Annotated in this window: 13 protein-coding genes; 3 read left to right on the top strand and 10 right to left on the bottom strand. The window is 72.7% G+C overall.

Annotated elements, in window-relative coordinates:
- Nucleotides 1-181: 181 nt before the first annotated feature.
- The 5 genes from GTY58_RS31360 to GTY58_RS31380 all read right to left on the bottom strand — a co-directional run bounded on the left by GTY58_RS31360 (nt 182) and on the right by GTY58_RS31380 (nt 7,384).
- Nucleotides 182-805 carry a GntR family transcriptional regulator gene (locus tag GTY58_RS31360; protein ID WP_010987423.1) on the bottom strand — a complete coding sequence of 208 codons (624 nt, stop codon included), beginning with the start codon at nt 803-805 and terminating at the stop codon, nt 182-184.
- Between the two features lie 233 nt (nt 806-1,038).
- The gene (gene sucB, locus GTY58_RS31365; RefSeq protein WP_010987424.1) at nt 1,039-2,862 is read right to left on the bottom strand and encodes a 2-oxoglutarate dehydrogenase, E2 component, dihydrolipoamide succinyltransferase; all 1,824 of its coding nucleotides are present in this window, start codon (nt 2,860-2,862) and stop codon (nt 1,039-1,041) included.
- A 109-nt stretch (nt 2,863-2,971) separates the two neighbouring features.
- Complete coding sequence (gene lpdA, locus GTY58_RS31370) at nt 2,972-4,360, bottom strand: dihydrolipoyl dehydrogenase (protein ID WP_010987425.1); 1,389 nt, start codon at nt 4,358-4,360, stop codon at nt 2,972-2,974.
- Between the two features lie 298 nt (nt 4,361-4,658).
- The gene (locus GTY58_RS31375; RefSeq protein ID WP_010987426.1) at nt 4,659-6,200 is read right to left on the bottom strand and encodes a leucyl aminopeptidase; all 1,542 of its coding nucleotides are present in this window, start codon (nt 6,198-6,200) and stop codon (nt 4,659-4,661) included.
- 401 nt (nt 6,201-6,601) lie between these two features.
- Nucleotides 6,602-7,384 carry an adenosylcobinamide-GDP ribazoletransferase gene (locus GTY58_RS31380; protein WP_010987427.1) on the bottom strand — a complete coding sequence of 261 codons (783 nt, stop codon included), beginning with the start codon at nt 7,382-7,384 and terminating at the stop codon, nt 6,602-6,604.
- Nucleotides 7,385-7,457: 73 nt separating this feature from the next.
- On the opposite strand from GTY58_RS31380, the gene GTY58_RS31385 reads away from it, so the two are divergent.
- Nucleotides 7,458-8,222, top strand: a complete 765-nt coding sequence (locus GTY58_RS31385) for a hypothetical protein (protein ID WP_010987428.1) — start codon at nt 7,458-7,460, stop codon at nt 8,220-8,222.
- On the opposite strand, the gene GTY58_RS31390 is transcribed toward GTY58_RS31385, so the two are convergent.
- The 3 genes from GTY58_RS31390 to cobT all read right to left on the bottom strand — a co-directional run bounded on the left by GTY58_RS31390 (nt 8,203) and on the right by cobT (nt 12,211).
- Nucleotides 8,203-8,874: a hypothetical protein gene (locus GTY58_RS31390; protein WP_010987429.1), complete on the bottom strand. Its 672-nt coding sequence runs from the start codon at nt 8,872-8,874 to the stop codon at nt 8,203-8,205. The genes GTY58_RS31385 and GTY58_RS31390 overlap by 20 nt on opposite strands.
- A 56-nt stretch (nt 8,875-8,930) precedes the next feature.
- Complete coding sequence (locus GTY58_RS31395; RefSeq protein WP_037646710.1) at nt 8,931-10,727, bottom strand: phosphatidylglycerol lysyltransferase domain-containing protein; 1,797 nt, start codon at nt 10,725-10,727, stop codon at nt 8,931-8,933.
- A gap of 356 nt (nt 10,728-11,083) precedes the next feature.
- Nucleotides 11,084-12,211 (bottom strand): nicotinate-nucleotide--dimethylbenzimidazole phosphoribosyltransferase, encoded by a 1,128-nt coding sequence (gene cobT / locus GTY58_RS31400; RefSeq protein WP_010987431.1) that lies wholly within the window; start codon nt 12,209-12,211, stop codon nt 11,084-11,086.
- 157 nt (nt 12,212-12,368) lie between these two features.
- Here cobT and GTY58_RS31405 point away from each other — a divergent pair, with 157 nt between their 5' ends.
- The gene (locus GTY58_RS31405; RefSeq protein WP_037646711.1) at nt 12,369-13,535 is read left to right on the top strand and encodes a class I SAM-dependent methyltransferase; all 1,167 of its coding nucleotides are present in this window, start codon (nt 12,369-12,371) and stop codon (nt 13,533-13,535) included.
- A gap of 61 nt (nt 13,536-13,596) precedes the next feature.
- Here the strand turns inward: GTY58_RS31405 and GTY58_RS31410 are convergent, their stop codons facing one another.
- Entirely contained in the window at nt 13,597-14,799 is a 1,203-nt protein-coding gene (locus GTY58_RS31410; RefSeq protein WP_037646712.1) for a bifunctional adenosylcobinamide kinase/adenosylcobinamide-phosphate guanylyltransferase, read from the bottom strand.
- Between the two features lie 270 nt (nt 14,800-15,069).
- Between GTY58_RS31410 and GTY58_RS31415 the strand changes: the two genes are divergently transcribed.
- Nucleotides 15,070-15,282, top strand: coding sequence for a hypothetical protein (locus GTY58_RS31415; protein ID WP_037646715.1), 213 nt, complete (start codon nt 15,070-15,072; stop codon nt 15,280-15,282).
- Nucleotides 15,283-15,381: 99 nt separating this feature from the next.
- On the opposite strand, the gene GTY58_RS31420 is transcribed toward GTY58_RS31415, so the two are convergent.
- Entirely contained in the window at nt 15,382-16,095 is a 714-nt protein-coding gene (locus tag GTY58_RS31420) for a methyltransferase domain-containing protein (RefSeq protein WP_010987435.1), read from the bottom strand.
- Nucleotides 16,096-16,157: the final 62 nt, after the last annotated feature.

Genomic DNA, 16,157 nt, shown 5'->3' on the forward strand with positions numbered 1-16,157 from the left:
AGAAAGTAGGCACGGGGTGCCTCCGGGGCGGGCACCGGGTGCCTTGGAATCGAAGGGTTTCCGCAGGTGAGCGCATACGCGCTCAGAGTGCCACGGCGGCGGGGCGGCGGGGTGTCCGGCTCCGAGTCGCGGGCCGTGAGGTCACGCGGGGTCACGTGGGGTCACGGGGGGTTGCGCGGGGTCACGCTCGCGGAGCGCACCCGAGCACATGCGCCTTCACGAGTTCCGCGATCAGCGGGTCCCGGCGCCGGAAGGCGTCGACGAGGGCCTCGTGCTCCTCCGCGTACGACTGCTGCACCGTCCCCAGCCAGCGGATGGACAGGGCCGTGAAGACCTCGATGCCCAGGCCCTCCCAGGTGTGGAGCAGGACGGAGTTCCCCGCCGCCCGCACCAGTTCCCGGTGGAAGGCCACGGTGTGCCGCACCTGGGCGGTCCCGTCGGCGTGCCGGTCCGCCTCGTACAGCGCCGCGACGTGCGGTTCGAGGGCCGAGCAGTCCTCGGCCAGCCGCCCGGCCGCCAGCTCCGCCGCGATGGCCTCCAGACCGGCTCGTACGGGGTAGCTCTCCTCGAGGTCCGCGGCGGTCAGGTTGCGCACCCGTACGCCCTTGTTGGGCGCCGACTCGATCAGCCGCAGCGACTCCAGCTCGCGCAGCGCCTCCCGTACGGGGGTCTGGCTGACCTCCAGCTCCGTCGCGATCCGCCGCTCGACGATCCGCTCGCCCGGCTTCCAGCGCCCGCTGACGATCCCCTCCACGATGTGCTCGCGGATCTGTTCGCGCAGCGAGTGGACGACGGGCGCGGTCATGAAGGCTCCTTCGGACGGGGACTCGGCGGCCCCCTAGGGCGTTTGACGTTTAGACAATAAGGCCGGACCCGGCCGCGGGAAGGGCGCGCGGGGCGCTTTCATGCAGGTGAGACGAGACTTACACGCTCCCGGCAGGTGTCCCTCGGTACGGACCCGGTGCGGACCCATGACAACGCCCCTGCCCGGAAAGCTCCGGACAGGGGCGTCGCTACCAGCCGTACAGGCGATACGGGTTACAGGCCGAGCTCGACCTCGAACTCGCCCGCCTCCAGGATCGCCTTGACCGCGGTCAGGTAACGGGCCGCGTCGGCGCCGTCCACCAGACGGTGGTCGTAGGAGAGCGTCAGGTACGTCATGTCGCGGACGCCGATGACCGTACCCTCCTCCGTCTCGATGACGGCCGGGCGCTTGACCGTGGCACCGATGCCGAGGATCGCGACCTGGTTCGGCGGCACGATGATCGTGTCGAAGAGCGCGCCGCGCGAGCCGGTGTTGGAGATGGTGAAGGTCGCGCCGGACAGCTCGTCCGGGGTGATCTTGTTCGCCCGGACCTTGCCCGCCAGGTCGGCGGTGGCCTTGGCGATACCGGCGATGTTGAGGTCGCCCGCGTGCTTGATGACCGGGGTCATCAGGCCCTTCTCGGAGTCCACCGCGATACCGATGTTCTCGGTGTCGAAGTAGGTGATCGTGCCCTCGTCCACGTTGATCCGGGCGTTGACGGCCGGGTGGGCCTTCAGCGCCTGGGCCGCCGCCTTCACGAAGAACGGCATCGGGGAGAGCTTGACGCCCTCGCGGGCCGCGAAGGAGTCCTTCGCCTGCGCGCGGAGCTTCATCAGGCGGGTGATGTCCACCTCGACGACCGAGGAGAGCTGGGCCTGCTCGTGCAGGGCCTTCACCATGTTGTCGCCGATGACCTTGCGGATGCGGGGCATCTTGACGGTCTGGCCGCGGAGGGGGGAGACCTCCAGGGCCGGGGCCTTCTTCGCGGCGGCCGGAGCGGCGGCGGGCGCCGGAGCGGCGGCCTTCGCGGCCTCGGCGGCGGCGGTGACGTCCTGCTTGCGGATGCGGCCGCCGACGCCGGTGCCCTTGACGGTGGCCAGGTCGACGCCGTTCTCGGCGGCGAGCTTGCGCACCAGCGGGGTCACGTAGGCGCCGTCGTCACCGGAGGTCGCGGCGGGCGCCGCGGCCGGGGTGACGGGGGCCGGCGCCGGGGCGGCCGGGGCCTGCGGAGCGGCCGGGGCCGGAGCGGCCTGAGCCGGGGCGGCGGGCGCCGCGGGGGCGGCCTGAGCCGGGGCCGGGGCGGCCGGAGCCGGAGCCGGAGCGGCCGGAGCCGGGGCAGCCGGGGCGGGAGCCGGGGCGGCCGGGGCGGCGGCGGGCGCGGGCGCGGCCTGCGCCGGGGCGGCCGCCGGAGCGGCACCGGGCGCACCGATGACGGCGAGCTTCGCGCCGACCTCGGCCGTCTCGTCCTCGCCGACCACGATCTCGAGCAGCAGCGTGCCGGAGGCGGGCGCCGGGATCTCGGTGTCGACCTTGTCCGTGGAGACCTCGAGCAGCGGCTCGTCCTCCGAGACCTCCTCGCCGACCTCCTTCAGCCAGCGGGTGACGGTGCCCTCGGTGACCGACTCGCCCAGCGCGGGCAGGACGACGTCGGTGCCCTCGGCGCTGCCGGCGCCGGCGGCGGCCTCGGCGGTCGGGGCCGGCGCGGGGGCGGCCTGCTCGGTGGACGGGGTGGCCTGCGGCGCCGGCTCGGGAGCCGGCGGGGCGACCTGCTCGGCGGCCTGCTCGGCGGCCGGGGCCGGGGCGGCGGCGGGCGCGCCCGTGCCGTCGTCGATGACGGCCAGCTCGGCGCCGACCTCGACCGTCTCGTCCTCGGCGACCTTGATGGACGCGAGCACGCCGGCGGCGGGGGAGGGGATCTCGGTGTCGACCTTGTCGGTCGACACCTCGAGCAGCGGCTCGTCGGCCTCGACGCGTTCACCCTCGGCCTTCAGCCAGCGGGTGACAGTGCCCTCGGTGACGCTCTCGCCGAGCGCCGGAAGGGTTACGGAAACCGGCATGGTTTCTGTTGCTCCTTACAAATGGTGCGGAAGTCTGTGGTCGTCGTCGCGCCCAACTGTGACGCGGTGACTGGGTACAGCCGGTGGCTGAAGGTCAGCCGGCGACTGATCAGTCGTGCGAGTGCAGCGGCTTGCCCGCGAGGGCCAGGTGGGCCTCGCCCATCGCTTCGTTCTGCGTCGGGTGGGCGTGGATGAGCTGGGCGACCTCGGCCGGCAGCGCCTCCCAGTTGTAGATCAGCTGGGCTTCGCCGACCTGCTCGCCCATACGGTCACCGACCATGTGGACGCCGACCACGGCACCGTCCTTCACCTGGACGAGCTTGATCTCGCCCGCGGTGTTGAGGATCTTGCTCTTGCCGTTGCCCGCCAGGTTGTACTTCAGAGCGACGACCTTGTCCGCGCCGTAGATCTCCTTGGCCTTGGCCTCGGTGATGCCCACGGAGGCGACCTCGGGGTGGCAGTACGTCACCCGCGGCACGCCGTCGTAGTCGATCGGGACGGTCTTCAGACCGGCCAGACGCTCCGCCACCAGGATGCCCTCGGCGAAGCCGACGTGCGCGAGCTGGAGCGTCGGGACCAGGTCACCGACGGCGGAGATGGTCGGGACGTTCGTCCGCATGTACTCGTCGACCAGGACGTAGCCGCGGTCCATGGCGACGCCCTGCTCCTCGTAGCCGAGGCCCTGCGAGACCGGGCCGCGGCCGACGGCGACGAGCAGGACCTCGGCCTCGAACTCCTTGCCGTCGGCGAGGGTGACCTTGACACCGTTCTGGGTGTACTCGGCCTTCGAGAAGAAGGTGCCCAGGTTGAACTTGATGCCGCGCTTGCGGAACGCGCGCTCAAGAAGCTTGGAGGAGTTCTCGTCCTCGACCGGGACGAGGTGCTTGAGGCCCTCGATCACCGTCACGTCGGCTCCGAAGGACTTCCACGCGGAGGCGAACTCGACGCCGATGACGCCGCCGCCGAGCACGATCGCGGACTCCGGGACGCGGTCCAGGACCAGCGCGTGGTCGGAGGAGATGATGCGGTTGCCGTCGATCGCCAGGCCCGGCAGCGACTTCGGCACGGAGCCGGTCGCCAGGAGCACGTGGCGGCCCTGGACGCGCTGGCCGTTCACGTCGACGGAGGTCGGGGAGGACAGACGGCCCTCACCCTCGATGTACGTCACCTTGCGGGAGGCGATCAGCCCCTGCAGACCCTTGTACAGGCCCGAGATGACCCCGTCCTTGTACTTGTGGACGGCCGGTACGTCGATGCCCTCGAAGGTGGCCTTGACGCCGAACTGCTCGCTCTCGCGGGCCTGGTCGGCGATCTCGCCCGCGTGCAGCAGCGCCTTGGTGGGGATGCACCCACGGTGCAGGCAGGTACCGCCGACCTTGTCCTTCTCGATCAGGGCGACGTCCAGGCCCAGCTGCGCTCCGCGCAGGGCCGCGGCGTAACCACCGCTACCACCGCCGAGGATCACTAGGTCGAAAACGGTGCTGGCGTCGTTCGCCACGTCACGTCCTCCATGCATGTGCGCCACGCCGGTCGTCAGTGACCGGTCGGCGGCTGGTGTCCGGCCGCTCTTCTTCGGCCCTGTGGTGGGGGCCCTGTCCTGCCGAGAACCCATCTTCGCACTTGTCGGGGGCGGGCGAGACGCCGGGCCGGTGTGTGAGACGTCCCACTCGTCCGCCGCGAGAGACGATCCGTCGGACAGAACGACCCCGGGTGGCGGTCACCCGGGGTCGTTGCCCGACCCGCCGGACAGCCCCAGGGACTGTCCGGCGGTTCAGGCGCCGTTGCCTGTCACGGCACTAGCCCAGGTCGCCCGCGGCCGTCAGCTCCGCGAGGCGGACCAGCGTGCGGACCGCCGTGCCCGTGCCGCCCTTCGGGGTGTAGCCGAAGGGGGCCGCCTCGTTGAAGGCCGGGCCCGCGATGTCGAGGTGCGCCCAGGTGATGCCCTCGCCCACGAACTCGCGCAGGAACAGGCCGGCGACCAGGCCGCCGCCCATCCGCTCGCCCATGTTGGCGATGTCGGCCGTGGGGGAGTCCATGCCCTTGCGCAGGTGCTCGGGCAGCGGCATCGGCCAGGAGTCCTCGCCGACCTCCTCGGCGGCCTCGACGACCGCGGTGCGGAAGGCGTCGTCGTTCGCCATGACGCCGAAGAGGCGGTTGCCGAGCGCCAGCATCATCGCGCCGGTCAGGGTCGCCACGTCGACGATCGCGTCCGGCTTCTCCTCGGACGCGGCCCACAGCGCGTCGGCGAGGACCAGCCGGCCCTCGGCGTCCGTGTTGAGCACCTCGACGGTCTTGCCGCTGTACATGCGCAGCACGTCGCCGGGGCGGGTCGCGGTACCCGACGGCATGTTCTCGGCCAGCGCGAGCCAGCCGGTGACGTTGACCTCCAGGCCCAGGCGGGCGGCGGCCACGACCGCGGCGAAGACCGCCGCCGCGCCGCTCATGTCGCACTTCATCGTCTCGTTGTGGCCGGCCGGCTTGAGCGAGATGCCGCCCGAGTCGTACGTGATGCCCTTGCCGACGAAGGCGAGGTGCTTCTTCGCCTTGGACGAGGTGTACGACAGCTTCACCAGCCGGGGACCGGCGGCCGAGCCGGCGCCGACGCCGAGGATGCCGCCGTAGCCGCCCTTCGTCAGGGCCTTCTCGTCGAGCACCTGCACCTTGATGCCGTGCTCCTTGGCCGCGGCCTGCGCGACGGCGGCGAACGACTCCGGGTTCAGGTCGTTCGGCGGGGTGTTGATCAGGTCGCGGGCACGGTTGAGCTCCTCCGTGACGGCGACGGCGCGCTCGACGGCCGCCTTGAACGCCTTGTCGCGGGGCTTGCCGCCGAGCAGGACGACCTCGGCGAGCGGGGCCTTGCCGTTCTTGGCGTTCCTGCCGTTCTCCTTGTAGGCGTCGAAGGAGTACGCGCCGAGGAGCGCGCCCTCGCCGATCGTGCCGGCGTCGGCGGCGTCCGCGACCGGCAGCGCGAAGGCGGCCTTCTTGGCACCGGCGAGCGCGCGGGCCGCGGCACCGGCGGCGCGGCGCAGTGCTTCGGCGTCGAACGCCGTGCCCTTGTCCTGGCCGTCCTCGGGCGCGGCGCCCAGACCGACCGCCACCACGACGGGCGCCTTGAAGCCGGACGGTGCAGGCAGCTTGGTCACCTCGCCCTCGGCCCCCGAGGCGCCGAGGGTCTCCAGGACGGCGGCGAGCTTGCCGTCGTACCCCTTGTCCACGGCCTCGGCGCCCGGTGCGACGACGAGTCCCTTGTCGCCCTTCGGGCTCTTCGCCACACCGACCACGATCGCGTCGGCGCGCAGGCCGGACGCTGCGGCGGTGCTGAGAGTGAGAGCAGTCACGGTGGTGAAATCTCGCTTCCATTGAGTTTCAGTGGCCGAACGGATGGGGTCGACCGGCCCGACGACAGACCCTAGGGCCCGCCGTCCGAACGGCGTCTGCCGGGCCCTGAGCGGAGTACGGGGGCGGCCCGGACCGGGCCCGAGGTATGCCGAGGACGAGCCTACGCGCGGGTGCGGGTTTCGCTCATTCCCACGGGTGTTCACTTCGCTGTGGCGGCCGTGGCCACTCCCGCCGGCCACTGCGGGTGACCCGAGCCGTGGTCAAGGACAACCCCTCCACTGTGCGGGACAGTTGGCCCGGGGCATCGCGGAATGGCTGATTCAGGGCGGGTGGCGGCGGCATCGGGAAGCAACCGCCGCTCGGCGCCACCGTGTTCGGGACGCCGCCCGCGGGAGAGCGCTCAGGCGAGTGACAGGACGACGAGGGCCGTCGTCGCCGCGGTTTCCGCGAGGCCGCCGAAGACGTCTCCGGTCACTCCGCCGAAGCGGCGCGTGCAGTGCCGCAGGAGCAGCTCCGCCGCGGCGACGGCGAGGAGGACCGCCAGCGCCGTACGGACGACGTCGTACGTCCCGAACAGGGCGCCCGCCCCGGCCGCCGCCGCGATGACGGCGCCCGCGGTGAGCAGCGCGCCCGTTACGGGCACCGTGCCCGCGACCGCCGCGCCCAGGCCCTCCGGACGCGCCGGTGGTACGCCGGTGCGCGCGGCCAGGGTGAGTACGAGCCGGGCCGCGCCCGCCGAGACCACGGCCGCGAACGCGCCCCGGGCCCACGAGGTCTCGTACGCCTGGGCGAGCGCGGCCACCTGGGCGAGCAGCACGAACACCAGAGTGATCACGCCGAACGGGCCGATGTCCGACTGCTTCATGATCCGCAGCGCGTCCTCGGCGGGCTTGCCGCTGCCGAGGCCGTCCGCGGTGTCGGCGAGCCCGTCGAGGTGGAGCCCGCGGGTGAGGACGGCGGGCACGGCGGCGGTGGCCACGGCGGCGAGCAACGGGCTCGCGCCCAGCAGGAGCAGCAGCGTGCCGAGCGCCGCGGCGAGCAGCCCGACCACCAGTCCGGCGACCGGCGCGCACAACATCCCGCCGCGCGCGGCGGCACGGTCCCAGCGGGTCACCCGGACCGGCAGGACGGTCAGGGTGCCGAAGGCGAAACGGAGACCGTCGAGAAGCGGGGGCTTGGGCACCGGCGCAGGCTACCCGGCGGCCCCGGGGGTGAGCGCGGCGGCCGAGGGCGAAGGCCGAGGATAAAGTGCGCTTATGGGGCATTGGTTGCACCGCAACATCATCGAGCCGGGCAAGTTGCCGCTGCTTCTCGCGCTGGCCTCGTTCGTGCTGACGTTCGTGATCACCCGGGTCATCACCCGGCTGATCCGGGCCGGCAAGGGCCCGTTCGGCAACGTCAAGGCAGGGGGCCTGCACATCCACCATGTCGTGCCCGGTGTCGTCCTGATCGTCATCGGCGGCTTCGGGGCCGTGGCCAGCGAACGGCACGGCTTCGGCTCGGCCGCCTTCGCCGTGGTGTTCGGCATCGGAGCCGGTCTGGTGCTCGACGAGTTCGCGCTGCTCCTGCACCTCGACGACGTCTACTGGACCGAGGAGGGCCGTAAGAGCGTGGAGGTCGTGGTGGTCACCGCGGCCCTGGTCGGCCTGGCCCTGGCGGGCTTCCTGCCGTTCGGGGTCAACGACCTCAGCCAGGAGGAGCTGCGCGACCGCGGCGGCGTCATCCTGAGCGTCGGCCTGAACTTCGTCTTCGCGCTGCTCGCCCTGAGCAAGGGCAAGGGCCGTACCGCGATCTTCGGGGTGATCGTCCCGCTCGTCGCCCTGGTCGGCGCGATCCGCCTGGCCCGCCCCGGCTCACCGTGGGCCAGGCGCTTCTACCGCAAACGGCCGCGCGCCCGCGCCAGATCCAGCCTGCGCGCCTACCGCCACGACCGCCGCTGGGCGGGCCCGCGCCGCAAGTTCCAGGACTGGATCGGCGGCAAACCCGACTCCGAGAACCTGCCTATCCCGCCCGCGTCCTGACCGCTCGCCGGTGACGCAGCGCCGAGATCCCGCACAGCACGAGCACCGCGGCGATGGCGGCGAGGTGCTCCTTGCCCGCGAGGTTCCCCTTCAGCGCGACCTCGATCACCATCGACGCGATCACCACCCCCGCCGTGGTGTAGGCGCGATACCGCCAGCACACGAACACGGCGAGCCCGACCACGGCCGCCGACGGACCGGTGTCGACGACCTGCGCGTCCGTCGCGGGCAGCCCGAACAGGCTCTCCGGGTCGAGGGTGAGGCACACGCGCGCGTAGAGCGTGCCGGCCAGGGTGGCGACGTACGCGACGACGAGTGTGCGCCACCAGCCCAGGCAGATCTCGGCGATCCCGAACACGACGAGGATCTGCGCGAGCGCACCCCACACCGGCAGATCCAGCGCCGGTACGAAGAGGGAGAGCGGGGTGCGCAGCAGGGCCGGCCACAGCGGTTCCTCGGCCCGTACGGCCCCGATGTTCTGCACGAACCCGAAGCCCCAGGACTGGTTCTGCACGAACTGGAGCAGGGCCGTCAGACACACCGCCCCGATGGTCAGCGGGATCGCCCTCCCGCGCCGTTCGGCGAGCGCCGTGCGCACGGTGACGGCGAGCGCCCCCCACTCGGCGCGGGCCAGCCGGGCGAGGGCTCTCATCCGGCCGTCCTCGCCCGTCCCCCGTCGACGTACATCCGTCCCCCCGTCCGTTGTGGTCATCTGTGCGACTCCAGGTGCCTGCGGTGCAGCCACTTCGGCAGCCCCGGCGCCTCCAGAAACCCCTCGGCACGCGCGGCGGCGACACCGATGCGCAGCAGGTCCGCGCTCTTTTCGAAGAGCAGGAACCGGGGCTCCCAGATGGGCCGGTACTTCGCGTTGGCGCGGTACAGCGACTCGATCTGCCACCAGCGCGAGAAGAAGCTGAGCAGGGACCGCCACAGCCGCAGCACCGGTCCGGCGCCGAGGCGTGCACCACGTTCGAAGACGGAACGAAACATGGCGAAGTTGAGCGAAACCTGAGTGATCTTGATCTCCCGGGCGCGGCGCAGGAGTTCGATCACCATGAACTCCATGAGTCCGTTCTCGCAGGCGCGGTCGCGTCGCATGAGGTCGAGCGAGAGCCCCCGCGGTCCCCAGGGCACGAAGGAGAGCAGGGCCCGCAACTCGCCTTCGGCATCCCTGCATTCGAGCATCACGCACTGCCCGTCGTCGGGATCGCCGAGCCGCCCCAGCGCCATGCTGAACCCGCGCTCGGTGGCCCCGTCCCGCCAGTCGTCGGCACGCTTCAGGAAGTACGCCATCTCGTCGGCGGGGATGTCCTCGTGGCGCCGGATGCGCACCTTGTACCCGGCGCGTGCGATCCGGTTGTACGCCTGCCGGACGGTGCGCATGGCCCGCCCCTCCAGGGTGAACTCGGCGGTCTCCACGAGGGCTTCGTCGCCGAGTTCGAGCGCGTCGAGCCCGTGCCGGGCGTAGATGGTGCCCGCCTCCTCGCTCGCGCCCATCACCGCCGGGATCCATCCGTGTGCGCGGGCCTCGTCGAGCCAGGGGGCGATGGCGCCGGGCCAGGCCTCCGGGTCACCGATCGGATCGCCCGAGGCCAGTGAGACGCCGCCGACGACGCGGTAGGCGACCGCGGCCTTGCCGGTGGGCGACCACACCACGCTCTTCTCCCGGCGCAGCGCGAAGTAGCCCAGTGAGTCGCGGTCGCCGTTCTTGTCGAGCAGGGCGCGCAGCCGCTTCTCGTCGTCCTCGGAGAGCGGGTCGACGGCGCGGCGGGAGCGGAAGGCGGCGTAGAAGACGGCCAGCACGAGCAGCGTACTGAGCACGTTGATGACGACGTTGACCCAGTTGGGAGTGGTGATCCCCGGGAAGTGGGAGCCGTCGGCGGCGACCGAGACCAGCCGCTGGGTGCCGTAGTTCCAGCGCTCCAGGAAGGTCGAACGGTACGCGTCCGGCGCCTGGTTGGTGGTGGTCACCAGGAGCGCGGCGAGCAGCGAGGAAGCGAGCAGTCCGCCGACCGCGACGGCCGCGGCGAGCTTGGGGTTCGACCGGTCGCCCTTGGCGTAGAACTCCCGGCGGCCGAGGACGAGGGAGCCGACGAAGGCGGCGGTGAGGACGATCGAGATCCAGTTCTGGGCGTACTGCCGGATCTCCGGGAAGGACATCGCGAAGGCGAACAGCAGCAGGAACAGGCCGCTGAGCACGAGGTTCAGGATCCAGGCGGCCCGCTTGCGGCGCCGCATGGTGATGGCGAGGAACATCGTGAACACGCCCGACGCGAAGCCGGCCGTCAGCAGGTAGGGCGTGAAGTAGTTCTCCTGGTTGTGCCGCCGTACGTCCTGGCCGAGGGAGACCCAGACGGCGCTGAGGAAGTTGATGAACGTGACAGCCCGCAGATACCAGACGACGAACGCCGCGGCCCGCTGCGAGGTCCCGGTGGACCGCCCCTCCCCACCGCCCGACCGGGCCGGAGTCCGTTCCTGTTCCGCGGTAATTCGGGCATCTCCCATGAAGGGCGATGATATGGGGCGCCGGGGTGCATGCGGAGGAGCGGAGCGACGCACGATACGGCGGCTCGTCCCGGGGGCGGGTGGGCCGGTCGGTAGGCGGCCTGTTCGGCCGAAAATCGCTGTTCCGGACGGCGGCAAACGACTGTTCCCGCCCTGGCTCTCCGCTCCCGCGTGGAGGGAACCGCTTGGTTCGGCGTGGCCCGCCGTGGTCCGCCGTGGTCCGCCGCGCCGGTCGGACGTACTACGGCGCGGCCCGGGGTGCCGGGCCGCGCCGTCTCCGTCCGCTCGCCTGCTCCGCTCGCCTGCTCCGCTCGCGGGCCCCTCTCGACTGCTCCTCTTGTCCTACTCCGCTTGTCCTACTCCGCGAGGGCTTCCGGGTTCTCCGGCTCCGGCGACGACTCTTCCGCGGCCTCCGGCCCTTCCCCGGCCTCAAGCTCCTCGGGCTTCTCCGGCAGCTCCGCCGCCAGTGCCGCCGCGGCCTGTACCAGCGGCAGCGCCAGCAGCGCGCCCGCGCCCTCGCCCACCGTCACCCCGTGGTTCAGCAGCGGCTCCAGCGCCATCCGGTCCAGCGCCTTCGCCTGCGCCGGCTCCCCGCTGTTCTGCCCGGCCAGCCACCAGTCCGGCGCCCGGAAGGCGATCCGCTGCCCGACCAGCGCACACGCGGCCGACACCACGCCGTCCAGAATCACCGGCGTCTTGCGCGCCGCGCTCTGCAACAGGAACCCGGTCATCGCCGCCAGATCCGCCCCGCCCACCGCCGCCAGCAACTGAAGCTGATCCCCGAGCACGGGCCGGGCCCGCCGCAAGGCGTCCCGTACCGCCGCGCACTTCCGCATCCACGCGAGGTCGTCGATGGCCAGCCCCCCGCGCCCGGTCACCACGGACGCGTCCGTGCCGCACAGCGCGGCGATCAGCACGGCCGCCGCGGTCGTCCCGCCGACACTCACATCACCGAGTACGACGAGATCCGTCCCCGCGTCCGCCTCCTCGTCCGCGACCGCGACCCCCGCCCGGAACGCCGCCTCGGCCTCCTCCAGGGTCAGCGCGTCCTCGACGTCGATGCGCCCGCTGCCGCGCCGCACCCGGTGCCGTACGACACTCTCCGGCAGGGCGTCCGGCTCGCAGTCCAACGCCATGTCGACCACCCGCACCGGCACGTTCAGCCGCCGCGCCAGGATCGACGCCGGGCTCGCGCCCTCCAGCACCGCCCGCACCAACTGGTCGGCGCTGCCCGCGGGCCGCGCCGACACGCCGAGCGAGGCGACCCCGTGGTCGCCCGCGAAGAGCACCACGCGAGGGCGCTCGACCGGCCGCACCGGCACCGCCGACTGCGCCGCGGCCAGCCACTCACCCAGGTCGTCGAGGCGGCCCAGGGACCCGGGCGGCACGATCTGTCGCTCTCGGCGCGCCTCGGCGTCGCGGCGCACCCCGCCGTCCGGGCGCTCGATCAGGTCGGAGAAGTCGTCGAGATTCAGCGAGCTCATTCGCCGAACAGTACCGGGAGCGATCGAACACGGCTGCGCTCCATCGACGCCACGACAGCACCACGTCGTTGCACCCGTGATCGAGATCCCATACGTTCCGCTTTAGTGCGTATTGTCGTACGCCCCGATGTGCACCTGTCGCCCCACAGGAGCTGCCATGCCTCCCACCCCGCAGGCGATCGCGGCGCGCCGCGCCGCGTACCTCGGCGAACTCGCCCAGGGCACCGACCGGTTCCACGAACCGCGCCGCGAGAACTGCCCGTGGTGCGGCTCGAAGCGGCTGCGCACCCGCCTCAGGACCCCCGACCTGAGGCAGCACAAGCCGGGCTCGTTCGTCGTCGACGAGTGCCGGGACTGCGCGCACACCTTCCAGAACCCCCGGCTCACGACCGAGGGACTGGCGTTCTACCACCGCGACTTCCCCGAGGACCCCGAAGGCCGCGACTTCCCCGAAGACCCCGAAGGCCGTGAGGGCCCCGAGGGCCACGAGAGACCTGGGGGCTTCGCCGAGCGCATCGTCGCCGCCCGCGGCAGCCTCCCCCGGGCTCTCGGCTTCGCCCGCGCAGGGCGCCACCTCCGCCGTCACCGCACCGCCGCCCACGCCATGCTGTCCATCCCCGAACCGGAGAGCTGGCTCGACGTCGGCACCGGGCACGGCCACTTCCCGGAGAGCGCCCGCGAGATCCACCCGTACACGGCCTTCGACGGGCTCGACCCCACCCCGCGCGTCGAAAGGGCCCGGGCGGCCGGCCGGGTCGAGGAGGCCCACCGCGGCCACCTCACCGACCCGGAGATCATCCAACGGCTGCGCGCCCGCTACGACGTCGTCAGCATGTTCCATCACCTGGAGCACACGCCGGACCCGCGCGAGGAACTGCGCGCCGCGCTCGCGGTCCTGCGCCCCGGCGGCCATCTGCTGATCGAAGGACCGGACCCGGCCTGCGCGTTCGGCAGGCTGCTCGGCAAGTGGTGGATGCCGTACGGCCAGCCCCGCCGTCTCCATCTGATGCCCCTGAGCAACCTGCTCGCCGAACTGGAGGCACGGGGCTGCGTGATCGTCCGCACCGACCGCCGCGAACCGCACACCCCGTACGACATCACCGGCGCGGTCTCCCTGGCCCTGGCCCGCCTCCTGCCGGCCGCGGACGCACCCTGGCGGGCGACCCCGCCGAGCGAACTCCGGCGCAGGCTGCGCACGGCCCTGCTGCGCGTCACCACCCCCCTGGTGGTCTCGGCCGCGGCCTTGGACCACGCACTGGCCCCGCTCCTCAGCCGCACCCGCTTCTCGAACACGTACCGGATCATCGCGCGCCGGGAGGAGTAGGGGTGCCTGGCGGATCAGCCTCCGGACGGTCCACGACACCACGGCCCGGTCCGGCCCCGGCTCAGCCGCCCCGCAGCACCATCGCCTGCCCCGCCACCACCAGCAGCAGGTGCTCGCACTCCGCGGCGAACGCGGCGTTCAGGCGCCCGAGTTCATCCCGGTACCGGCGCCCGGAAGCCGTGGCCGGGACGATCCCGGAGCCGACCTCGTTGGAGACGGCCACGACCGTTCGGCCGGTCTCGCGGACCGCGGCCGTGAGCTCCTCCACCCGCCCGCGCAGCGCCCGCTCGCCGCCGCCCGCCCACTCGTCGTCGTCCCAGGCGTTGACGGAGTCCATCGCGTCCGTCAGCCACAACGACAGACAGTCGATGAGCAGCGGCGGCCCGTCCTCCTTCAGCAGGGGCACGAGGTCACAGGTCTCCACCGTCCGCCAGGAGCCCGGACGCCGCTCCCGGTGCACACTCACCCGCTCCGCCCACTCGGTGTCCCCGCCCCGGGAGCCGCCCGTCGCCACGTACAGCACGTCCGGGAAGGACTCGAGCCGCCGCTCCGCCTCCACCGACTTGCCGGACCGGGCCCCGCCCAGCACCAGCGTGCGCCGGGGCACATCCGGTACGTCCTCGTACACGCCCACCGTCAGCGTCGTCCCGTCCGGCACCGCCCGCGCCCCCGCCGCCGCGAGCCGCCGCCGCAACTCGACGCCCGGCGGCACGTCGTGGTCGAGGTGCACGGCGATCACATCCGTCGTCGGCCCGAGGGCTCCGACCGCGCGCAGCCGGGCGAGGGCGTCCGGCCGACCGACCACATCGGCGGCCACCATGTCGTACGGCTGAACCGTCTCGTCGAGCCCGGCCGGCGCCCCGCCCGGCGGCAGATACAGCAGCCGCTGCCCGTCGGGCCCCGTCACCGCGTACCCCGTGCCCGGCGCGTCCATCGGCATCGCCCGCACCCGGTGCCCGGTCAGCAGCGCCAACTCCCGCCCGTCGGGCACCCGCGCGGGCTGCGGCAGTCCCGCCGGCACCTCGACGGCGGGACCGTTGTGCGGATGCGAGAGGAGCACCTGCCGTACCCCGCCCAGCGAGCGCCCGGCGCGCGCGGCCGCGAATGCCGCGCCGGGCGTCAGGTCGAGCAGCACCGTGCCGTCCACGAGCAGCGCGGTCGCCGCCCGCGCTGCTTCGCCGAGCGCGGTCGCACAGGCCGCGCAGGGACAGTCGGGGCGGGGGAGTCCCGCGGGAGCACCGGTGCCGAGCAGAGTCAGTTCCACGGACCCGATTTTCGCGTGCCGCCGCAGGTCCTGCGCGTCCGAGGCCCCATAAGAGGTCCCGCAGGTCCTCGCAAGCGGGCCCGCAGGTCCCCATGAGAGGGCAGGCAGGTTCCCCATGAGAGGGCCTGGAGGGGGCGCGGGGCCGGGCCCGCAGGTTCACGCAGGCCGGGGAGTGTCTGCCCGCCCACCGGGGGAACACTTAGGCTTCGGGCGGGGGCCGATCAAGATCCGGCTTCGGCTCCGCAGTGTGCTCACACCTTGGAGGCGTACATGGCGGCATGGACGTGGCGGTTCGAGAAGGCCGACGGGGCGGAGGTCCAGCCCGCGGTCGCGCCGGAGGAGTTCACCACGCAGGGGGACGCCGAGTCATGGATCGGTGAGTACTGGAAGGACCTCAAGGAGGGCGGCGCGGACCAGGTCCGGCTGTTCGAGGACACCACCGAGATCTACGGTCCGATGAGCCTGCACGCCGAGGACGCGTAGGCCGTACGGGGCCGCGAGACCTCACCGCCCCGGCGACGGGGACCGCGAGACCCCATCCTTCGGGCTGCCGGTGGCACACGCCTCGGCAGCCCGCCGGTCCTACGGGGCTCCTCCGCCCCGCACTCCGCACAGATGCAGCAAGGCCGCCACCTGCCGATAGGGATCCGTCCGCCCGGCCCGCTCCTCGGCGGCCAGCAGCGTCTCCACGTCCGCCGGAAGTTCCGCCCCGTCCGCGGCCGTGTCCGTGAAGACCCGTACCCCGTACCAGGCGTGCAGCGGCGCCCCGATCCCGGCCAGCGTCGATGTCAGCGCGTCCAGCCGGTCGGCCCGTACGTCGAGCCCCAGCCGGTTCGTGTACGCCGTCGTGTCGAACGAGGTCAGCGCCGACGCCCAGTCGCCCGCCAGTCCCGGCCGCATCGCCAGCGCATCCGCGTTCCGTACCAGCAGGGACAGCAGCCCGCCGGGCGCGAGCATCCGCGCGAGCCCCGCCAGCAGAGCGTCCGGGTCCTCGACGTACATCAGCACGCCATGGCACAGCACCACGTCGAAGCTGCCCGGCAGGAAGTGCACGCCCGTGTCCCGGCCGTCGCTCTGCACGAGCCGCATCCGGCTCCGGATGCCCTCCGGCTCGGCGGCGAGCGTCTCGCGGGCCACGGCGATCATCGTCGCGTCCTGCTCGACCCCGGTCACCTGGTGCCCGGCCCGCGCCAGCCGCAGCGCCTGCGTGCCCTGGCCCATGCCGACATCGAGGACCCGCAGCCGCTGCCCCACCGGGAACCGCCCGGCTATCTGCTCGTCGAGCTGCCGGGCCACCAGCTCCTGTCGTACGACATCACGCAGCCCGCCCAGCTTGCTCAGCCAGGCATCCGCCGCGC

Origin of the sequence: Streptomyces sp. SID5469 (assembly GCF_009862865.1) — a bacterium.
In the GTDB taxonomy this organism is placed as follows: Bacteria; Actinomycetota; Actinomycetes; order Streptomycetales; family Streptomycetaceae; genus Streptomyces; species Streptomyces avermitilis.